The organism is Oxalobacter formigenes, assembly GCF_002127965.1.
GTDB classification, from domain to species: domain Bacteria; phylum Pseudomonadota; class Gammaproteobacteria; order Burkholderiales; family Burkholderiaceae_D; genus Oxalobacter; species Oxalobacter formigenes.
In genome coordinates, this window is the sequence record NZ_CP018787.1 from 1,962,319 (window position 1) to 1,984,865 (window position 22,547).

Sequence of the window (22,547 nt, forward strand, 5' to 3'; positions counted from 1 at the left end):
TTCCCCTGATACCAAAAAAACGGTATGTCAGAACCTGATCGAAGAGTTGTCTATCAATTGCTGCATCAGATTCTCGATCTGATCATGTGCACCACCCAATGCATGAATGCCGGACATGTCGATGGTCGCCAGATCGACGCTTCCGTAAACATCGCCGGCAGAGCCATCAGGATCGATCGTCAGCTTGACCGTCGCTGTTCCCATCTCGTCATCGTGTTTCAATACTTCCAGATTCAGGAAGCCGCCAACAATCAGATCCTGATCGCCAACATGACCTGAGAGGATATCCGAGATATCCAGAATGTCGCCATCCGGATCGATATCGCCGTTTGCCGGATTCAGGTTGCCGACATGGAAATCCAGAATACGATCGCCTGCCGAACCACTATCGCCCAGATCACTGATATGCCATTTGAACGTATCGCTTCCGGAACCGCCTACCAGAATGTCGTTACCCCCTCCTCCGACAAGGATATCGTTTCCGTCACCGCCAAAGAGGTAATCGTTACCCTGGCCGCCATGCAGCTCGTCATGGCCACCTTCACCGAAAAGAACCTGGCTATGCGTGGCGTCAGCCTGACCCAGCACATCGTTTTCCGTGCCGCCTAACTGTGTATGCAAATCGTTCAGGCTGATTTCGAATGTGGCATTGACGCCATCGGGATGCCACTGATCTGCCAGCTTGTAATCGAAAGCTTCTTTCAGCGTTTCCCCGTTCGACCGGGCAAGCGCCATGTCGTGGAGGCTCGCTTCAGACATATCCAGCGTGTACTGGTAAGCATGCGTGGCTTCATCGAAATGCAGGCTGCCGTATTTGCCAACGATCTCACCAGACTCACTGGCATGTTCAAACCGGTAAGACAGCATATCGCCTTCAGAATCGGCAGCAGGCAGTGTTCCCGACACCATCGGGCTCACATCCAGATCGGATAATGAAAGACTTGCAGAAAGTGGTTCGGCAGGCAGCGTATTGCTTCCTTCGATGCCGACCGTCAGATCGCCCGACATTGCGGATTCAAGACCGTCGCTGACCTGAATCTGGACATTCACGTTTTGGGTTGTGCCCGACGCAACTTCTCCTTTTGCCTCGTCCGATGCTTCAAAACGGTACGACCAGTCATACTGACCGTTTGCATTGATTGTACCGGTCAGGGTGAAGCTTCCCAATCCATCGATGTCGACACTTCCCCCCGTTCCCTGCTCATTGAGCGTCACGGCATGCGGTACACCCTCGACAATGATGGAAAGCGTGTGCGTATCCTTCGCATCGACATCGACAAAGGAAAAATTCCCCGTATTGTCATCTACATTTGACGAAGAGGAGAGGATATCCGGTCCATCATTGGTCCCCTCAACATGTACAGTCACATCTGCCGGATCGGAAGGCATGCCCGCACCGTTCACGGCGACGACATTGAAATGGTCGGTAACCCGTTCCCCGTTGCCGAGAGACTGGGTGGCATCCAGCGAACTGTCCAGCGTGTAGGTATATTTTCCTGTCAGCGGATCAATGCTGATCTTGCCGTACGTTCCCTGCATGTCGGTGACCAGCCTGCCGTCATCCGTCAGGAAAGCGTATGTCGGCGCACCGGCTCCCGCATCCACGGTACTGGCACTGGCCGAGCCGGTAAATCCGGCTCCCGCACCCGCCGCATCTTCGACAAGAGGTGCATCCGCATTGTCGGGACTGGTGACAGGATCAGTTGGAGCCGTAGCGACTCCGGTGATGTCGATAGTCAGATCCTGGCTGGTACTGTGACCCTGGGTGTCCGTCACCGTGATTCTCTGGGTGATTTCGTACAATTCACCGGGTGCCATCGCTCTGACGGTATCGGAATTGTTGTCCAGCGTGAACGTATATTTTCCGGTAGCCGGATCGATCGTAAACGTTCCGTAGTCATTCGTGACCGACAGTCTTGGCTGCCCGTCTGCATCCGTTCCGAAACTGTAAGACAAATGCCCCTGATCGACGGTATCGCTGTCAAAGCCTTTCGCGACACCCTCAAACGTGGTCGTGTCGCCCTCGCGTACCGTAATCACGTTGCCGACCATCAGAGTCGGTGCATCGTCCGTACCGGATACATTTACCGTTATCGTGACGTTCCGGGTCACGCCGTACTCGTCTTTTGCCGTAATGACAAACGTATCCTTGCCGCCGTTTTTACTATCGAGCCCCTGTACTGCAGCGTCGGCATTATTCAGCGTATAAACGTACTTGCCATCCACCAGCTGCAAGGTTCCGTATGTTCCCTGTGCAACCGTTTTTCCGTCAACGGTGAACGTAAGATTGGAAATACCCTGATCGTCTGTGAACAGGCTACCCAGCGAACCACTATCGGTCACTTTTGCATCTTCCGTCACACCCAGCGTGACATCGGAAGCGATCACTTCCGGACCGTAATTGGTGCCGTTGATGTTGACGGTTACGTCTTGCGGTTCGCTATAGTCCTTCCCGTCGAAAGCAACAACCTTGAAAATTTCGGAAAGGTTCTTTCCCGCAGGCAAATGCCAGACCTTATTGCCCTGTGCATCGGTATAGAGCAATTCCGGAGGCAGCTTGTCAGTATTCAGGTGGTAGGTGTACTTGCCGTTCGCATCGATTTCGACAGTTCCGTACTGCGTTTCCATGGACGTCACATGATTGCCATTCCCGTCAACAAAGTAAAACGTGACGGTTTCAGTTCCGCCGGTCGGTTTTCCTGTTGAATCCAGTGCATGGTCGATGTCCGTCGCCGTCACCGTTCCGGTTGCCGTCATGGAACCGGAAAGACCGTCGTGGCCTGTTTCATTGATGGCCGAGTCCATCGCGCCGGTGATGACCGGCGCATCGTTCGTGCCATGAATGGTGATCTCGATTTTCGCGTCGCTGCCGTCGGTATTTTTCACGACCTGACCGTTCAACATGAGCGTGAAATCTTCCGTGACCGTTTCGCCGTCTGCCATGCTCTGGACCCGACCGGGCTTGCCATCTTCGCCGTTATACAGGGTATAGGTATATTTGCCCGTCACCGGATCGATGACCAGATATCCGAACTTGCCTTCCACGCTGACGAGATTGCCGTCTGCGGCACTGCTCTGGACTTGTTTGCCGTCAGAACCCTGAATGCCGAATACGCGATCCGGCGAATCTCCCGTAGTTCCGTCGCCCCATTTCGTGTGAAGCTGTCCTTCGAAAACCGTGCTTTCCACATGAGTCGTACCCGGTATGTCCCTGCCGTCTTCGGACACTGAACCGGTCAGATTACTGTTGCTGTCATCGAAAGCAAGGCCTTTTCCGGGTTCCGTACCGCCCTGATCCGGGTCAGGAGGTTCAATCGTAATGGTAATGTCCCGACCTTCGGAAACGGCACCGTGCGTGTCAACCGCCACCACCTTGGCGCTGTCGTTCAACAGTTTGCCCGCTTCCTGTGCCGCTTTCAGGGCCGCGTCAAGATCCGCGCTCTCATTGTCCAGCGTATATTTATAGTGTGTCGTGACAGTGCCGTCGGCATTCTGTTCATACATCAGGACAATCGTGCCGAATTCGGTCTTGAGTTCAGTGACCGGCTTGCCGTCTTTCCCCACCAGCATGTACTTGAGTCCCGCCGCGTTATCCACGTCGGACATGAGGCCGCCATTCAGGGCTCCGGTAAAGATGACACCCGGATTATCCATGTCTGACGTATCGTCATCCTCGAAAACGTCCTGCCGGACTTTCCCGGTGAAAGAGGCGTCTTCCTTCATATCGAGAACCGGGCTGTCGTTGGTGCCCTTGATCTCGATCGTGATTTCTTTCTCGATTGTCTTGCCACCCCCGATCGTCGCCTGAACCCTGAACGTTTCGTAGCGGACGTCGCCTTCATTCATCGACTGAACCAGTTTCGACCCGTTTTCAGAGAGAGTATAGGTATAGCTGCCATCCGGATTGACCGTCAGCGCACCGAGCGGCTGGCCTTCTGCGCCCTCTGCAAAACCGGTCTGCCCCTGATTGCTCCAGGTAACGCTTCCCTTGTCCTCGGCATCGACGACATTGTCGAGCGCAAGTTTGCCATCGATGGACGGGTTCGTCGCTGCATGGTTGATGTCTGCACCGGCATCTTCAAAAATAATCGTATTGCCATTGACCGTAATGACCGGATTGTCTGCAGAACCGGTCATGTCGATCACGAGCTCGCCCGAGGTATAGGCATTTTGCGGATCGGTCACGCGGATGTTGAATACTTCCTGCTCAAGCACCGATTGGGTAAGATTCTGTCCCGGATTCAGGGATTCGAGCAGTTCCGGATGGATAACGGTATATTTGTAACTGCCATCCTTGCCCAGTTCCAGCACCCCGTACTTGCCTTCCAGAACCTGAACCAGCCTGCCGTTGCTTTCGATGGAAAAAACGAGATCGCCCGGATTGTGCTGTGCATCCGGATCGTCCGCTTTCAGCTGTCCATGAATGACCTTGTTACCGTTTTCTTCCAGCGCTTCCGAACTCGTCGCCCCGCTGGTCAGATCCGTCGTGAAATATGGCCGGTCATTGGTACCGTGGATGTAAATATCCAGTTTCTGGCCCGTGACCATATCATCAGGGTGCCGGTCGTCACGGACTGCCAGTTCAATACCTGTGAGCTTGAACAGTTCACCTGCATTCAGGGCATCGACCCGCGCACCGGCTTCCCCTTCCGAGGCCAGCGTGAAAGAATAGTGTCCATTCGCATCGATGGTCAGGGTTCCATAAGCCGTTTCAAGCGAGCCTTCATGGAAATTGCCGTCAGCATCCTTGAAGCCGTAAACCAGATGACCGGCGCTATCCCCATCGACCGGGGTGACCTTGAAGTTTCCTTCTGCCGATTGTGTCGCCTGATTCTCTTCATTGGTATTGAAATTGACGCCCGCTTCCGTGATCTGGATAACCTGTGCATCAGGTGAATCGACCCTGATGGCATCGTCCTTCCCGTGAATGGTCACCGAAACATCCCTGATATCGAACGCCCCCTGTGAATCCTTCACCACCACATGGAAGGTTTCCGTACGCGTTTCACCGCTGTGCAGTTCCTGAACGGCCTGACTGTCGTTATTTAACGTAAAGACATATTTTCCGGTTGCCGGATCGATCGAGAGCGTGCCATAAGTGCCTTCCATACTGGACGACATGGCCGGCGTCTTGCCTTCGACAGACGTCTGCTCCGTCATGCCGAACGTGAAACTTTCACCCTTTGCGCCACCGGCATCCGGATCGGTTACGCTGACTGTGCCGGAAGCGGTCAGGGCATTGTCTTCAGTCACGTCCAGTGAGGGCTGGTTCAGCGTCAGATGCGGGACATCGTTTGTCCCGTTGATCTTTGCCTGAACCCAGGTTGTATTCGAAGCGCCGTGTTCGTCCGTCACCTTGAGGTTCAGGCGCAACTCGGGCGTATTGGTACCATTCAGCTGTTCACCTGCATTGAGCTGCTGTACTTCCGGAGCATCGTTGTTCAGCGTGAAGGTGTATTCGCCCGTTTTGGTGTCGAGCGTAAACGTGCCATACCTGGTCACCAGTGTCTGCATGCCATTGGCATCGATCTCGCTGGCTCCCGGATTGGTCATGGTACAGACCAGTTTATCCTGCGGAGAATCCACGTCAGAAAAACCGATGGTATTGGAAGCATTGCCCTTTCCGTCCGTGACAACATTGCCTCCGTTGGCGACGCCACTTTCCGTCACCGCGACCGAGTTGCCGGAACCAAATACAGGCGCGTCATTGGAACCGGTAATGTTCACCGTCACATGCTCTTCGGAAAAAGCGCCGTGTTCGTCGATTACCCGGATGGTATAACCGTTACCATTTGTCGGATCGACCTTCTGCCCTTCAACCAGTTTCTGGGTGTCAGGAGAACTGTTATTCAATTCATACCAGTACCTGCCTGAATTCGGATCGATGTGCATCGTACCGTACGCGTTGGAAATCGAGGTGACCGGATGGCCTTCTGCATCGCTTCCGAAGCTGTACTTCAGTGTCGCACCATGATCCGCATCGGCGCCTTCTGCCGAACCTTCCGCGACGTTTGTGTAATCCTTGCCCGAATCAGCGCCCCTTTCAGTCACTTCCAGAGCCTTCCCGGCCGGATCGATTGTCAGGGTCGGGCGGTCATTGGCACCTTCAATCGTCATGTCGATTGTCTGGTGCGCCTGCGCACCATGCGCATCGGTCACGGTAACCGTAAACGAAAAATCGAACTTCTCGCCCTGTGCCAGATGATTTGCCTTGTCGCCATCCAGCACAAATGTATAGTCACCCGTTGACGTATTCAGGGTCAACGTACCGACATTCGTTTCGATCACGTACAGGTCGGCATTAACCGGATCACGGCCTTCATTGACGATCTCAACCGTTTCCGTGATTTGAACACCATTGCCCGTCACCGGAATGCCATCGCCCGTGTAAAGGCCGGACGTCACGCTCGAATCACCGGCTGCGCTGTCCCTGCCCAGTTCCACTTCGAGTTTCTGGTACAGTTTTCCGTCGAAATCCACATCCGTCACGTCGATTTTGCCACTCACACTGACGCGGTGATGAGGGTCTGACACGGAACCGTCGTGTCCCTTGTCGTCCGTTGTGCCGGTATTGCCGTCGTGAACACCTTCCTCGCGCAGGTGAACTTTATCGCCAGTGATCTGCGGGCCGTCGTTTGTGCCTTCAATGTGGATGTTGACCGGCTGTGTCGCCGTACCGTTATGGCCGTCATTCACCTGAATGCCGAAATTCAGGTCAAGGTAATTGCCACCCGATTCGGGATGAGCCGGATCGAACGCGACAGGACGGCTGTCGTCATACTGGGAAAGACCGTTAACGGCTGCATCATTCAGATCGAAATGATAGGTATAGGTGATCGTACCATCCGCACTGGTTTGCGGTGTCACCGTCAGCGTCCCGACATCCGTTACCAGTGTCATGACACCATCGACAACCGTTACCCCGGAAATCGGCTGCCCTGCCCCATCCGTGATCGTCGCTGTCAGTTGATCACCGATATCGACATCCCTGACGGTGAAAGAACCTTCCGCGCTCTGCGTCCCCTTGATCTGTGCCTGATTGGGCCCTTCTGCCACACCGTCGTTGATTCCGGTTTGTGTCACGTCGCCCACACCCGATTCTTTCAGGTTCAGCGTATCGCTTCCCGGTACCGTGATAACCGGCACGTCATTCGTCCCTGTCACGACCACGGTAATGGTTTGCGTATGGGTAGAGCCGTGTTCATCGGTCGTCGTGATATCGAAGGTTTCAGTATGTTCGTCCCCTTCGGACATGCCCTGTACCGTCTGACTGCCGTTGTTCAGTTCATAGGTATAGCTTCCGTTCGGATTCAGGGTCAGCGTTCCGTATTCCGTCGTGAACGTCGCTTCACCCGCATTGTCACCCAGATGGCCATCGATCGGATCGATGATAAAGGTCGTTCCATCCTTGCCGGTAATCGTCAGCGTCTGGTTGCCGCCATCCCTGTCCAGATCGGTCACAGTGAAATGACCTGTAATCGAGGGATTGGTATCTTCAGCAATACCGTTGCCATTGTCCCAGCCAATCGACAGATCAGGCATATCGTTCGTTCCGGTCACAGTCACCGTAATGACCTGCTGTGCCGTCATGCCCCTGCCGTCATCGACCGTCACGACAAATTTTTCAGTTACCGTTTCGCCCTGGGACAGGCTGTTGGCACGGTTGTCGTTATCGAGCCTGTAAACGTAATCGCCATTCGCATCAATCGTCAGCGAGCCATACTGGCCTTCAGCCGTGGCACTGCCTGCGCCACCTGCGCCGGCCGGTTTGACGGTATAAGTGAGACTGTCGCCATTGATATCGGAACCGGCAATATGCCCCTGTGCAGTCGGAATACCTGCATACGATACATTGGGATTCGCACCCGGGATCGCTGAATCATCCCCCTTGACACCGGCTTCCCTGACCGATAAGGACAAATCACTCGCGTCTTCATCGATTTCCGGCGCTGTGTCCAGAATACCGTCATAGACGTATTCCCGTGGAAACGGATTGGAAAAAGTCGTCGTCTCGAAGCCCGGGGTCAGATTGCCCCGTGCCGCATCCTGATTCACCACAACGAAGGAATGCGAACCTGAATGATTCGGATCGCCAGCCGTATTACCGTCTGCACCGGCAGCGGTTGCCTCGGCAATTTCTGTCGGATCGACACCGGCTTCGATCATCGCCTGAATGTTTGCGACACTTTGTGAATCGGCTTGCATGACTTCAGCTGTCGGGTCAATGACCGCCGGGTCCAGTGCCAGGCTGTCGCCACTTCCGACAGTGGCGAAATTGCCGTTATTGAATACGATATGAACCGTACTCCCGGCACCCGCCTGTATGACTTCATTGGCTTGTACCGGATCGCCGATTCGCAAGACACGCACTTCGCCTTTTTCATTTTTTGCCGTCGTTGTGCCGCTAAGCGCCCTTACGAATCCGATTGCCATGCTCTTGCCTCTTATATTTTTGAATCAGGAAGTACGCCTGGCAATATCCAAATTTATATGCAAACGATTTGAGAATTTCCAAACATACTGAAAAATATTGTCGATATATTAATTAATTTTGTTTCATCATTTTATTGTCCAATAGTACTAACTTTGTCAAAAAGGCAACAATATTGGCATAAACATCAAAAAATATGTTGTCAAATAGTCAAATTGAAAAAGACCTGAACATTGCCAGGTCTTTTTCAAAAAACGGAAAAAATTACCAAAAAATAAAAAGACGGGAAAGTCGTGCCTGAAATTCACCGGTTCCACATGATTTTTGTCCTTCAGGAGGTTTCTATCCGGACACAATGGAAAACCGGTCATTGACGGGTAGCCCGTCATCGCCTGAAAACGGTTTCATGATGTGCGACTTCATCCGCCCTGATACGGAATTTCCCTTTTCCAGAATAAAAAGCCACTGCCCGACCAAATCGGATACAGTGGCTTTCAATGCCGTAAAACAGGAGCGCTTGACGTCAAACGCCTTCTCAGAATGTATATTTGGCCGTCACCATGCCAGCCACCCCTTCCCGTTGTCCCAGCATACCCTGGATATTGGCGTCGAAAGTCCAGGCTTTTTTCACATTCCAGGTCAATCCCAGTTCAAGTACACCCGTTGAACCTTTCATTTCGGGTTTATCCATCACATCGCCATCGACAAGCGCTCCCTGGGATCCCTTGAATTCATGATCCCATGCCAGACCGGCATATCCCTTGAATCCATCGTCGAGTCGATGGGTAAAACGTGCTCCAAGACGTGTGCGGAATGAATTCGCGCTGTCGAAACGGATATCCTCGCCTGCCTTGCTCGTCAGACTGTCACTGTTCTGATGCGTCCACAATACCTTCGCATAGACATCAACATCGCTCTTGTCCTGAACAGGGATCAGATAACCGATTCCCCCATGTGCTCCGTAGTACCAGGAATCGGAATCGAACGAAGCACCCGCACCCATATCGCCGCTGCTGTATTTACTCTTGACCTTGCCGGCCCTTAACGATCCTTCGGCATAAAAGCGGTTTTTAAAATCATGACGCGCCAGCACACCGGCACCGAAATAGTGAGTATCGCCGTCCCCTTTCACATTGACAAACGAGAAACTGTTGTTGGTATTGTAATTGCCCCAGCCCCCTTCCAAAAAAACGGCCGTATGCAAATGACCGTAAGATGTCTCATTATTCATCCCGACGCCGCCGATCAACTCAAAACCATTCGACTTGATATGGCTGCCTGTCTTGATTTTTTCACTCGTTCCCTGAACACTGAAAAACACATCAGGCCCGTTTTTTTTCGACGAGGCCAGTTTGTTGCCCAGATTGCTGACAAGGTCGCCAGCCGAGACAATCGACGCCAGTCCGGCCAGCTTGCCTTCGCTATACGCCTTGCCCAGCACGATTCTCGCTCCACGGGTCGCAATCAACTGGTCACGGAAGTTTTCAAGCATCATATCGTAAGCGACAGCGCCTTCCTGAAACAGCGTCACCATTTTGCGGTTATCTGCCATCGTCCCCTGTGTGCTGTCGATCAAAATGATTTTGTCGCCTTCAGACAGGAGAGGAACAGTACTTTTCGCCGACACGTCAACCGTTGCATTGTTCATCACAATCGGTGAAGACGTATTGAGCATCACATCGTTTTTCCCTACCGCAGACGACAACTGGAAAGTCAGGTTTTTGCCGGACATATCCAGCGCAGGGCCGGAATAACTGGCATTTTTGCCTGTTACGGTCAAAGCGTTCGCTGCAAACGCGCCATTACCGGCGATCGTCAGGGAACGGTTTTCACCGAAAATCAGATTGCCCAGTGCCACCCCTGTCTGACCGTTATAAGCCAGGGTATCGTTCAGGGTCAGTGTCGTGTCGTTAGTGGACATATCCAGATTATTGAATGTGGCCGTCAAAGCGCCATCGTTTTTGGTCAGGGTGGCATTTTGCGTTTTCAGCGTATCCGCCGACAATGACACTGCGCCTCCCGATCCCCCGGCACCTGCTGAAACATTTCCTGTTCCGGCCGCCCCGTTGATACCGCTTGTCAAAACCAGCGAATCCATTTGCAGGGTCTGCCCGACAGTCAGGGCAAAACTGCCGCCATCGCCACCCGTCCCATCCAGGCCGGCGATGAAAGGTGAAATGGCAGACTGTTCCGAAAAAGTCACCACACCACTGCTTGCGCCGCCCGTTCCACCGTTGCCGGCTACCATCTGGAACGTCTTGCCGGTAAGATTTTTTCCTACCGTCAGAGTACCTTCACTTCCGTTACCCCCTTTTCCTCCCAGATTGTCCCCGCCTTTGGCACCGTTCCCGGCATTGATCTGTACGTTATCGGCAGACAGACTCTCACCCACCTGCATATCGAAAGAACCGGCAGCGCCTCCGTTGCCTCCATGCGTACCGCCGACCAGATCGCCGTCACCACCGGCACCTCCCTGACTGCCTGTTACACTGAAAGCACGAACCGTTACATTTTGCGTCACATCGAGTTTGACATTCCCGGCATTCCCGCCTTTACCTCCTTCGGTAACAGAACCGACATCTTTGCCACTGCCGGTTCCACCGGTGCCCGATGTCAGGGACAAGGTATCGGATGTCACGCTATTGGCGGACATATTGACACTTCCGGCATTTCCACCTTGCGCCACGCCCCTGATGTCGGCAGGATCGGCGGGATTGTTCCGGACGCTCGTACTGCCTGCACCTGCTGCCAGCTGAATATCCGTATCAACTTTCAGATCTCCGGTTACCGTCAGATTCGCATCTCCCCCTTTACCGCCGCTACCGCCTGATCCCGTTCCGTTTTCATATCCGCTGCCACCCCCGTCTCCAGCCGACACACTCAGTTTTCTAGTGTACATATCACGCTCGACCGTCAAACTCGCCTGGCCTCCGTTACCGCCATTGCCCCCTGTACCGCCAATGCCGTCCCCCTGTCTGACCTTTCCCGCCCTGTAAAACCGTGTCCTGCCAGACCGACAAATCCTTGGCGATCGTCGCCGTTACGTCACCGCCATTTCCGGCGACACCTCCGATAGCGTTATTTCCTTTTCCATTTCCCCCCAGATGTCCGTTGCCTCCGGTCATGACCAGACCGTCAATCCCTACACTGTCTCCGCGGGAAAATGTCGCTGAACCCCCATCGCCACCTGCGCCCCCCGTTCCCTGTGTCGACAAGCCATCGCCACCGTGACCACCTTCCCCGCCAGCGAGCTGGATGTCGGAATTCGCCATCAAGGCATTACTTTGATCCCAGATGGCACTGCCGCCATCGCCACCTTTTCCGCCTACGTCCGCCGGGTTGTCTCCGCGACCGCTATCTTTCCCTTTCTGACCGTCCGTACCGGTTCCATACGTAAAACCGGACGTCCCCCCCGAGCCTCCGGACGCGTCGGTAGACGTTCCTCCAACAGTCGGCGCATTCAAACCGGAAGACGGATCCCCGATGAAAGCTCCTCCACCACCACCGCCTGCACTCGTTTGCGCATCACCGCCTGCCCCCAGGTTTTTACCACCGCTTCCTCCGGAATTAACGGGGATAGAAGAATCATTCACTCCCCCCGCACCTCCGCCGCCTCCTGTCACTAAAATGGCGGCAGCTGCCGTCAACGGGGAAGACAGGGAAAAAGCGACGAGCCCGGATAAAACAAATGCGGGAACAGCCCGCATGAAAGTTCTTTTTTGAGCCGTCGTCCACAATATCGGTTTTTCAAAGCTATCCGGAAAAACTGTTGAAAGTGCAGTTTTTCGAGATACTTTGTTCATTGAATCCGATCTTCCGATCCTTTTTTTCTTAAGTTGTTGTGACATATTTCATCCCTTTAGTTAGTAAACATATCGACAAACCTCTTCTTGATTACTTCTCACCTGAAAATCCTTTTTATGTTGTTTTCATTAGAAAAAAACGTTTTATGGCTCCTCAATAAACCGTTTTTGGCTTATTGAAACCGATACATTACGTTGCGAAAATACAACATGGATACATTCCATCAAATGACAAGACAGGCTCTGCAGGCAGCAAGCGATACGTCCGTTTCATGTTTTCCAGACAGGAACAATCGCTAAAAAAAGTGGAAGAATTAAAAACGGCTCGTTTTTTCAGGAAAAAGGAGCTGTCGGGCAATCGATAAAAAAAACGAACGGAATTTTATTTCCGTTCGTTCCAGTCATGTTTCAGCCAAAAGGAATGAAAAACGCGACACTCCCTTAAAAGGCATATTTTTCCGTGACCATGCCAGTCACCCTTTCATGTTTTCCTGCCATACCTCTTAAATTGGCATCGAACGTCCAGGCTTTCTGTGCCTGCCAGGAAACGCCCAGTTCAAGCAGGCCAGTCGAACCTTTCATATTGGGTTCACCCATTGCCACACCATTTAAAGTTGAAGCCAGCGATCCCCTGAATTCATGATTCAAGTCACACCGACAAAGCCTTTCACTTTTTCATCAAGCTGATGGTTGTAGCGGACACCAAGGCGGGAGCGCAATGAATCGGCACTGTCGAAATGGACTTTCTCACCGGCACCAGTCGTGACATTGTCACTGTTTATCTGGGTCCACAAGACCTTGCCATACACATCGACATTGCCCTTGTCCCGAACCGCAATCATGTATCCGACACCGCCATGTGTACCGTCATACCAGACGCTCGAATCAAATGACGCGTCTGCCCCCATATCACTGGTGCTGTAGTTGTTCATAAACAATAAGTTATCAATTATATTTTCATGAATGCAAATCACTGGATTATCGTATCGTGAAATGAAAAAATCAGTAAAACCAGACTCAGAGTATCGCTCCTGAAAAAGGGTTCCTGATGATGAGATAAAAATATCTCAACGCTGGATTTCCGACAAGAAAAACCGGCATAAAGCCGGTTTTTGTCAAACTTGCAAGAAAAATGATTACGGGAGAAGAATCCGGTTGGTGAACTGCGCCGAAAATTCACTGCCTTTGCCCGGTTCCGATTCGATATCCAGTTGTGCGTCGTGGCGCAAAAGCGCATGACGCACAATGGCAAGACCAAGGCCGGTTCCCCTCTCTTTTCGGGAACGGCTTTTGTCGACCAGATAGAAACGCTGCGTCAGGCGGGGAATATGTTGGGGTTCAATTCCGATACCGGTATCCCTGACTGAAAAACGGGGACCTTCCTCCGTCACGGCCCATTTGACCGTGATGCTGCCGCCCTCAGGCGTATAACGGATGGCATTCGTCACCAGATTGGTAAAAGCGGTTCGGATTTCGTCCATACTGCCGTAAAGCGTTTGCGGGCCGTCCAGCTCCAGCGAAATAGTATGCTGCCCGTTCGAAATGGCCTGTCCTGCCTGGACAATCTGGCGGATCAGCAAATGGACGTCGAATTCCTCGCGCTTCAAAGGATAATCGGTCGATTCAAGATTGGTGAGCACCAGCATGTTTTCCACCAGAGACTGCATCCGTTCGCCCTGCTCCTTCATCATCTGCAGATGAGACAGGCGCGTTTCCCTGTCCATATCAGGCTGGGAAAGGGCAACTTCGAGAAAACCGTTGATCACCGTCAGGGGCGTGCGCAATTCATGAGACGCATTGGCAATGAAATCACGACGGATTTTTTCGATCCTGACCGACTCGGTCTTGTCATGCGTGACCAGAATCTGGCGGCGGTTCTCAAACGGGATGATCTGCAAGACCAGACGCCGGTCATTGAAGGTCATTTCAAGCGGCTTGTCGTAGCGTCCCAGAATGATGTAATCGATGAACTCGGGATTCCTGACGAGATTGGTAATGCGCATATCCTGATCCCGTTCCAGATTCAGGCCCAGATGCTTTTCCGCCATCGGGTTGCACCATTCCAGGAACTGGACGTTGTCCATAATCGCCACACCGTCCGGCAAAAAGCTCATCGCTTCCCGAAACCGCGTCAGCCATTCGGTCAAATCCTTTTTGCCGCGTTCCTCGTTCCGGTTCAGACGATACAGGTGCGCATAGACGGCATGCCAGGCGCCCCAGCCGTTCGGCAAACGCTCGCTTCTCGGTGAATCGAGCCATATATCGAGTTCAGATAAATAATAAAGCTGGGAGACGGTAATCGCCGTCGTGAACACCAGCCCTGCCAGAAGGCCGATAATCGGCCCGAAGAAATACCACAGTACCGCAGAACCGATCCAGATAAACGCCAGCCGCAAGGCTGCCGGAATCCAGAACAACACGTGGGGATTCATTCACTTTTGTCCTTTTCCGAGAGCATATAGCCCATCCCGCGCACTGTCCTGACCAGATTTTCCTGTCCCTTTAACGCTTTTCTCAACCGCAGGACATGCACGTCAACCGTTCTTTCCTCGATATCCAGCTGGTTGCTCCATACCTTGTCGAGCAACTGGCTGCGGGAAAAGACCCTGTCCGGGTTGGCCATCAGAAATTTCAAAAGCTTGAATTCGGAATTGCCCATCTCGACGTCACTGCCGTCAATATTGACCTGACAGCTTTCAGGGTCGAGCGTGACACTTCCCGCACGCAAAAGGCTTTTCGCCCTGTCCGGCACCTTTCGGCGCAACAGGGCATTGATGCGGGCGACCAGTTCCTTGGGAGAAAACGGCTTCGTGATATAGTCGTCCGCTCCCTGATCCAGACCGGCCACCTTGTCTTCCTCAAGTGTTTTGGCGGTCAGCATAATGACAGGCAGGGCTTTCATCTCGCGATGTTCGCGAATCCGGGTCAACAGGCGCAAACCGGACAGATCCGGCAACATCCAGTCCAGAAGAACCACATCCGGACGAAAACGCTGCAAGGCCGTCCAGGCGTCGTTACCGGAAAAAACCGTTACCGGACGCCAGCCCGCGGATTTGACTGAAAAAGCGATCAACTCCGCAATCGCCGGTTCATCTTCCACTACCAGAATCGAAATCTCGTCACTTGCCATTGAAAAAGCTTCCCGTTTTAAAATTTCTGTCAGTCGATGATTCCACCTGACCGGCTATTGCAAAAATTGCCGGAAAGACAAGAAACGCCAGACCCCTCCAGCTTATATCATCGTGCCCTGAAACTGCAATCGATAATCGGTATGACGGATATCTTCGCCGTCCACGACGTAAATCACGTATTCCCCGATATTGGTCGCATGATCCCCGATGCGCTCAATCGCCTTGGCAGCCCAGAGAATGTCCAGACCGGCCGCAACCGTGCCCGGTTCCGCAGACATATACTCGATCAGATCACGCATCATATCGTGAAATTCCCTGTCGATAACGGCATCCAGCGCCATCAGGGCGATAGCCTGTTCCCTGTCCATGCGGGCATAGGCGTCCAGCGCCTCACGCAACATCCGCCGCGCCGTTTGCGACATGCCTGCCAGCGTCTGGTAATGATGGGGCAGCAGCAGTTCACGCGAGCGGATATTTTTGGCCGAGCGTGCGATTTTCGTCGCTTCATCGCCAATTCTTTCCAGATCGGTAATGACCTTTCCCGTCGCCGTCACATTGCGCAAATCGTTGGCTGCGGGCTGCCGCCTGACGATCAGTTCCGTCAGGGAGTGATCCAGTTCCACTTCCTGTCTGTTGACCTTTTCATCACCTTTTATGACCCGGTCTGCCAGCACTTCGTCATCTTTTTCCAGCGCGATCATCGCGTCCCTGAACTGGTCTTCCACCAGACCGCCCATCAAAAGCACTTTGGAACGAATCCATTCCAGATCCTGATCGTACTGTTTCGAAGAATGCATGCCCGACATCTGTTTTCCGTCCTGTTCCTTGTTATCCGTAAAATTCATGGTTTTTCCCCTAGCCGAAACGTCCGGTAATGTAGTCCTGCGTTTCCTTCTTCTCTGGTCGCATGAAGATCTTGTTCGTTTCGCCGAATTCCACGAGTTCGCCAAGATACATGTAAGCGGTATAGTCGGAACAGCGTGCGCCCTGTTGCATGTTATGCGTCACGATCGCAATCGTGTACTCATCCTTCAGTTCGGCAATCAACTCTTCCACTTTCGCCGTCGAGATCGGGTCCAGCGCCGAAGTCGGCTCGTCCAGCAACAGCACTTCCGGCTTGACTGCCACGCAGCGGGCAATACACAAACGTTGCTGCTGTCCGCCGGACAGGCTCTGGCCGCTCTTGTGCAATTTGTCCTTCACTTCACCCCACAAGGCTGCCTTGTTCAACGCCCATTCGACCCGCTCGTCCATTTCCACACGGGAGAGGTCTTCGTACAGGCGAACGCCAAAAGCGATATTTTCATAAATCGTCATCGGAAACGGCGTCGGCTTCTGGAAAACCATACCGACACGGGCACGCAGCATATTCACGTCCACGTCGGAATCGAGAATGTTCTTTCCCTTGAACAGGATCTCGCCTTCCGCCCGCTGTTTCGGGTAGAGGTCGTACATCCGGTTCATCGTGCGCAAGAGCGTCGATTTGCCGCAGCCGGACGGTCCGATAAACGCCGTCACTTTCTTTTCGTGAATCGTCAGATCCACATTCTTCAGTCCCTGAAAATCGCCGTAATAAAAATTCAGGTTCTTTATCTCGATGCTTTTCTTCACATCTTCCGTTTTCGTTTGCGAAGCGTCGTTCACCTCCGGGCGAGCCATCATTGCAATCGCCATGTCATTTTCCACAGAGCCGCCTTTTTCATTTGTTCTGCCAGTTACACAATTCATATCCATTCCTTCATTCGCCATCCGGCGATCAACTTTCAGCCTTTTTGGCAAACACGATACGCGAGAGGACATTCAGTCCCAGCACACCCAGCGTAATCAGAAACGCCCCGCCCCATGCCAGCTCGCGCCAGTTGTCGTAAGGGCTCATCGCAAACTGGTAAATCACGACCGGCAGGTTTGCCATCGGCGCATTCATGTTCGACGAGAAAAACTGGTTATTCAGGGCCGTGAAGAGCAAGGGAGCGGTTTCGCCTGAAATGCGCGCCACAGCAAGAAGCACACCGGTCAGTACCCCTGCCTTGACGGCTTTCAGACGAATACTTGTCGCCACTTTCCACTTGGGTGCACCGAGAGCGAAAGCCGCTTCACGCAAGGCTGGCGGAACCAGATTCAAAAAGTTGTCCGTCGTTCTCACCACCACCGGCAAGGCGATCAGCGACAGGGCAAAACTGCCTGCCCAGCCGGAAAAGTGCTTCACGTTCGCGACATAAATCGCGTAAATGAACAGGCCGATCACAATCGACGGGGCGGAGAGCATGATATCGACGGTAAAGCGGGTCACCTTGCCGAACCAGCTCGTTTCACCGTATTCCGCCAGATACATCCCCGCCATGATACCGACCGGCGTCGTAATCGCCGTCGTGGCGGCCACCATCAATACCGTCCCGACAATCGCATTCCACAGACCGCCGCCATCTTCACCGGGCGGAGGCGTCGTTTCGGAAAAGAGTGCCCAGTTCAGTGCGCCTACCCCATTGACGACCAGCGTATATAAAATCCAGACCAGAAAGGCGATCCCGAAAGCCATCGCACAAACGGACATCAGCATGCCCAGCCCGTGACGGAATTTGCGACGTCCAACAATCGTTTCAGTGCTTTTGCGTCTCATCTTACAAACCCTCCTTCTTCGCCATCCGGGCCAGCATCAGTTTGGAAGCCGCCAGCACGATAAAGGTAATCACAAACAGGATCAGGCCGAGCGCGAACAGGGCCGAGATATGCAGCTCCGAACTCGCTTCGGCGAATTCATTCGCCAGCGTCGAGGCGATACTGTTGCCCGGTGCGAAGAGCGACGAGGAAATCTTGTTGGCATTACCGATCACGAACGTGACCGCCATCGTCTCGCCAAGTGCACGACCCAGCCCCAGCATGATCCCGCCGACCACGCCGTTACGGGTGTAATGCAGAACGATCCGTTTCATCACTTCCCAGCGGGTGCAGCCCAGCGCATAAGCCGATTCTTTCAGAACCGCAGGCACCGTCTCGAACACGTCGCGCATGACCGAAGAGATGAACGGGATGATCATGATCGCCAGAATGATGCCGGCGGTCAAAACACCGATCCCCATCATCGGGCCGGTAAACAGCAGGTCCAGCCCGGGAATTTGTCCCAAGGTCGATTCCAGCAACGGCTGGACATGATCGGCGAAAAGAGGCGCCAGAACAAAGAGACCCCACATACCGAAAATAATGCTTGGAATCCCTGCCAGCAGTTCAATCGCCGTGCCCATCGAACGGCGCAGCCAGACGGGACAGAGTTCCGTTAAAAACAGGGCAATACCGAAACTGACCGGTACAGCGATCAGCAAGGCAATGAACGATGTCACCAGCGTGCCGAAAATCGCAATCGCCGCGCCGTACACATCGTTGACCGGGTCCCATTCCACCGTCGTGATGAAGGCGAAACCGAATTCCTTAAAGGCAGGGATCGAGCTGTGAATCAGCGATACGAGGATTCCTGCCAACACCATCAACACAAACAGGGCAAACAGAAACGTCACCCCGTGAAAAATGCCGTCCTGCCACTTCTGGCGGCGACTGATCGCTTTCATCCGTTCCGTGACGGACGCCATCAGATTTTCTGTGCTATCCGCCTTGTTTGCGGAAGCTTCCTTATCCAGCACTGAAACCGGTACACTCATCTGAATTCACCTGTTTTCATTTTTCCAATCAACTTTTTGGTTGAAAGCCTGCTTTTCTTTTGGAAAAGCAGGCACCAGTAAAACCAACATCAATTTCAAATTACCTGTTCACTTATTTCCAGACAGCCTGACCGTTTGCACCCTTCAACTCGGTCTTCCAGGATTTTTCGATCATCTTCACGACTGGAGCAGGCAATGCGACGTAGTCCAGTTCAGTTGCCATCTTGCCGCCGTTTTTGAACGACCAGTTAAAGAACTTCAGCACTTCCGCACCCTTGGCAGGATCAGCCTGAACTTTCTGCATCAGGATGAACGATGCGCCCGTGATCGGCCAGCCGGACTGATTCGTCAGAATCACGCCATAACCCGGTGTCTTGCTCCAGGGCGCTTTTGCAGCAGCCTGTTTGAACGAAGCGTCGTTCGGAGTGACGAACTTGCCGTTTTTACCCTTCAACTGGGTATAGGCAATATTGTTTTTCTTGGCATAAGCGTATTCGACGTAACCGATGGAACCCTTGATACGCTGAACGTTGGCGGCAACGCCTTCGTTACCCTTGCCACCCACACCGGTCGGCCATTTGACCGCCGTACCGGAACCGACTTTCGATTTGAAATCAGGACTGACTTTGGAGAGATAATCCGTCCAGAGGAAAGACGTACCGGAACCGTCAGCGCGGTGTACGACCGTAATGGCAGAACCCGGCAGGGAGATGCCCGGATTCATCGACGTGATCTTGCCATCGTTCCATTTGGTGATCTTGCCCAGATAAATGTCGGCGAGAACGTCACCCGACATCTTCAACTGACCGGCCTTGACACCCGGCAGGTTCACGATAGGAACAACGCCACCTAAAATCGCAGGAAACTGGACCAGACCGGCCGCCTGCAATTCGGATGCTTTAAGCGGCATGTCGGAAGCGCCGAAATCGACGGTTTTGGCCTTGATCTGCTTGATGCCACCGCCGGAACCGATCGCCTGATAATTCAGCTTCGAACCGGTAACCGATTTATAGGATTCGGCCCATTTTGCGTAAATCGGATAAGGGAAGGTCGCTCCGGCCCCCGTAATATCCGCTGCACAAACCGACGCAGAGACCATTGCCGATGCCGCTGCCATGATTAACTTGCCCGTAAAAGAGACTTTCATACACATCCTCGCTTTGTAAAAAAAATTGGGATAGGCACACTGTAAAAAACGAATATGACAACTTTGTTACAAAAATGACGAAATTCTGAAATCCTTGTCATAAACGGGAAAAACTTCCGTTTTCGTCCGTCACATAAAAAAACAGGAATCAGTTGCGGCAGGAAACATCAGGCTTGACGTTCATTTTGTAACTATATACAGTTACAAAATGAACCAACGCGAAAAACTGCTGGCGAAAGCGAAACGAACGCCCGACAAACTGTCGTTCGAGGAGCTGGAGAAACTTTTGAAATCAAAAGGCTGGACATTCGCCCGCCAGAAGGGATCGCACCGGATCTGGATATCGCCGGAGAATGAACTCGTCCCCATTCAGTCTTTCGGCAAAACCGCCAAGTCCTATCAGGTCAGGCGAATATTGTTCATCATGGAACGGGAAGAAAAACCACAGGAATGATCTTCAGCAGCAAACGAACAAGGATATCTTTTAAAATCACACGATTGACGCCTGAAAATCAGGGCGAGGGAGACACTCAATATGGATCAGCGTTTCGACGGTTTTTCCGTCAGTTTATATCTCGATGACGAAGGCGCATGGCTCGCGCACTTTACCGAATTGCCCGACATCTCGGCTTTCGGGCAAACCCCCGAGGCTGCGCTGGCGGAACTTGCCATCGCATGGGAAGCCATGAAAGAAACGTATCGGGACAAAGGCATGACCATTCCCATCGCCCCCGCCAGAAAAAAATATTCCGGTTCGTTTAACGTCCGGATCGACAAATCCCTCCACCGTGCGCTTGCCATCGAAGCGGCGCGTGAAGGCGTTTCCTTAAATGCCATTGTGGCCAAGAAACTCTCAGAGTCCACCAAATTGCATTGACGGTCAATTATTTATACGACCGGCAAATTCGGTTAAACTGGCGGATTCATTGAGACATCCGTCCACTGACGGCAAAACCGGCAACACCATGCAAAAGAAAGTATTCATCAAAACATTCGGCTGCCAGATGAACGAGTACGACTCGGGCAAAATGGCCGACCTTCTGGAAGTCACCGACGGTTATATCCGTACCGACAAGGCCGAAGAAGCCGACCTCATCCTGTTAAACACCTGTTCCGTGCGTGAAAAGGCACAGGAAAAAGTCTTTTCCGACCTTGGCCGTTTCAACAAAACACTGCGCAGGAAAAATCCGGATCTCATCATCGGGGTCTCCGGCTGTGTCGCCTCGCAGGAAGGTGAAGCGATCGTCAAACGCGCGCCCTACGTCAATATCGTCTTCGGCCCGCAAACCCTGCACCGCCTGCCGGACATGATCCATGAGTACGAAAAAACCGGCGACGCCCAAATCGACACCAGCTTTCCCGAAATCGAAAAATTCGATCATCTGCCGCCTGCCCGGGTGGAAATGCCGACGGCCTACGTCTCCATCATGGAAGGCTGCAGCAAATTCTGCAGCTATTGCATCGTCCCCTATACCCGTGGCGCAGAAGTTTCCCGCCCGCTGGAAGACGTGCTCGTTGAAATCATCGGACTGGCCGAACAGGGCGTGAAAGAAATCACCCTGCTGGGCCAGAACGTCAATGCATACCGTGGCGCAATGGCTGGCGGAGAAATCGCCGACTTCGCCCTTTTGATCGAAACCGTCGCCGACATCCCCGGTATCGAACGCATCCGCTTCGTCACCAGCCATCCGAAAGAATTCACCCAGCGACTGATCGACGTATACGAACGCGTACCGCAACTCGTCAGCCACCTGTACCTGCCGGCCCAGCACGGTTCCGACCGCATACTGGCGGCCATGAAGCGGGGCTACACCGTACTTGAATACAAATCCATCATCCGGCGGCTGAAAGCCATCCGGCCCGACCTGCTCGTCTCGAGCGACTTCATCGTCGGCTTCCCCGGCGAAACCGATGCGGATTTCGACGCCATGATGAAGCTGATCGACGACATCGACTTCGACAACAGTTTTTCCTTTTTATACAGTCCGCGTCCCGGAACGCCTGCCGCCGCCCTGCCGATCGACATTCCGCTGGATGTCCGCAAAGACCGCCTGCAACGCCTCCAGACCCGGATCGAGGAACAGACGCGCCAGCACAACATGGCAATGGTCGGGAAAACCGAACGTGTCCTGATCGAAGGCCTGTCCCAGAGAAACCCGGGCCAGATTCAGGGCAGGACTGAAAACAACCGCGTCGTGCACATCCCCGGCGGCGACGATCCGAAACAGTGGATTGGCAAAATAATCGACGTCGACATCACCGAAACCCTTAACTTCGCGTTACGCGGGATATTGACCGATGCCGGAAAATAAGCTTTTTTTCAACGAGAAAAGACAAAACAAAAACGGTTTGCGAGCTTACAATAAAGACTATCCTTCACGTCAA

15 protein-coding genes are annotated in these 22,547 nt (G+C 53.0%); 3 read left to right on the forward strand and 12 right to left on the reverse strand.

Going from position 1 to position 22,547, the window contains the following annotated elements; translation table 11 throughout:
• Positions 1-27: 27 nt before the first annotated feature.
• The 12 genes from BRW83_RS09320 to pstS all read right to left on the reverse strand — a co-directional run bounded on the left by BRW83_RS09320 (position 28) and on the right by pstS (position 20,162).
• The gene (locus BRW83_RS09320) at positions 28-8,433 is read right to left on the reverse strand and encodes a retention module-containing protein (RefSeq protein ID WP_005879816.1); all 8,406 of its coding nucleotides are present in this window, start codon (positions 8,431-8,433) and stop codon (positions 28-30) included.
• A 533-nt stretch (positions 8,434-8,966) separates the two neighbouring features.
• Complete coding sequence (locus BRW83_RS09330; protein WP_081442181.1) at positions 8,967-11,330, reverse strand: autotransporter outer membrane beta-barrel domain-containing protein; 2,364 nt, start codon at positions 11,328-11,330, stop codon at positions 8,967-8,969.
• 34 nt (positions 11,331-11,364) lie between these two features.
• Positions 11,365-12,138, reverse strand: coding sequence for a hypothetical protein (locus BRW83_RS09335; protein ID WP_145814923.1), 774 nt, complete (start codon positions 12,136-12,138; stop codon positions 11,365-11,367).
• A gap of 537 nt (positions 12,139-12,675) precedes the next feature.
• Positions 12,676-12,882 (reverse strand): hypothetical protein, encoded by a 207-nt coding sequence (locus BRW83_RS09340; RefSeq protein ID WP_005879810.1) that lies wholly within the window; start codon positions 12,880-12,882, stop codon positions 12,676-12,678.
• A complete protein-coding gene (locus tag BRW83_RS09345; RefSeq protein ID WP_005879808.1) occupies positions 12,879-13,166 on the reverse strand; it encodes an autotransporter domain-containing protein in 288 nt (95 codons plus the stop codon). The genes BRW83_RS09340 and BRW83_RS09345 overlap by 4 nt, the downstream gene beginning before the upstream one ends.
• Positions 13,167-13,370: 204 nt before the next feature.
• Positions 13,371-14,666 (reverse strand): phosphate regulon sensor histidine kinase PhoR, encoded by a 1,296-nt coding sequence (gene phoR / locus BRW83_RS09350; RefSeq protein ID WP_005879806.1) that lies wholly within the window; start codon positions 14,664-14,666, stop codon positions 13,371-13,373.
• A complete protein-coding gene (locus BRW83_RS09355; protein WP_005879805.1) occupies positions 14,663-15,364 on the reverse strand; it encodes a response regulator in 702 nt (233 codons plus the stop codon). Before BRW83_RS09355 ends, phoR begins: the two co-directional genes overlap by 4 nt.
• Positions 15,365-15,466: 102 nt before the next feature.
• A complete protein-coding gene (phoU, locus tag BRW83_RS09360; RefSeq protein WP_086131810.1) occupies positions 15,467-16,210 on the reverse strand; it encodes a phosphate signaling complex protein PhoU in 744 nt (247 codons plus the stop codon).
• A gap of 10 nt (positions 16,211-16,220) precedes the next feature.
• Entirely contained in the window at positions 16,221-17,024 is an 804-nt protein-coding gene (gene pstB / locus BRW83_RS09365; protein WP_036603539.1) for a phosphate ABC transporter ATP-binding protein PstB, read from the reverse strand.
• Between the two features lie 97 nt (positions 17,025-17,121).
• Positions 17,122-17,982 (reverse strand): phosphate ABC transporter permease PstA, encoded by an 861-nt coding sequence (gene pstA, locus BRW83_RS09370; protein WP_005879800.1) that lies wholly within the window; start codon positions 17,980-17,982, stop codon positions 17,122-17,124.
• A 1-nt stretch (position 17,983) separates the two neighbouring features.
• Entirely contained in the window at positions 17,984-18,946 is a 963-nt protein-coding gene (gene pstC / locus BRW83_RS09375) for a phosphate ABC transporter permease subunit PstC (RefSeq protein WP_231284534.1), read from the reverse strand.
• 181 nt (positions 18,947-19,127) lie between these two features.
• The gene (gene pstS / locus BRW83_RS09380) at positions 19,128-20,162 is read right to left on the reverse strand and encodes a phosphate ABC transporter substrate-binding protein PstS (RefSeq protein WP_036602612.1); all 1,035 of its coding nucleotides are present in this window, start codon (positions 20,160-20,162) and stop codon (positions 19,128-19,130) included.
• Positions 20,163-20,370: 208 nt separating this feature from the next.
• On the opposite strand from pstS, the gene BRW83_RS09385 reads away from it, so the two are divergent.
• The 3 genes from BRW83_RS09385 to miaB all read left to right on the forward strand — a co-directional run bounded on the left by BRW83_RS09385 (position 20,371) and on the right by miaB (position 22,474).
• Positions 20,371-20,616 carry a type II toxin-antitoxin system HicA family toxin gene (locus tag BRW83_RS09385; protein WP_005879794.1) on the forward strand — a complete coding sequence of 82 codons (246 nt, stop codon included), beginning with the start codon at positions 20,371-20,373 and terminating at the stop codon, positions 20,614-20,616.
• A gap of 81 nt (positions 20,617-20,697) precedes the next feature.
• Positions 20,698-21,039: a type II toxin-antitoxin system HicB family antitoxin gene (locus BRW83_RS09390; RefSeq protein WP_005879792.1), complete on the forward strand. Its 342-nt coding sequence runs from the start codon at positions 20,698-20,700 to the stop codon at positions 21,037-21,039.
• Positions 21,040-21,127: 88 nt separating this feature from the next.
• Positions 21,128-22,474, forward strand: coding sequence for a tRNA (N6-isopentenyl adenosine(37)-C2)-methylthiotransferase MiaB (gene miaB, locus BRW83_RS09395; RefSeq protein ID WP_036602609.1), 1,347 nt, complete (start codon positions 21,128-21,130; stop codon positions 22,472-22,474).
• Positions 22,475-22,547: the final 73 nt, after the last annotated feature.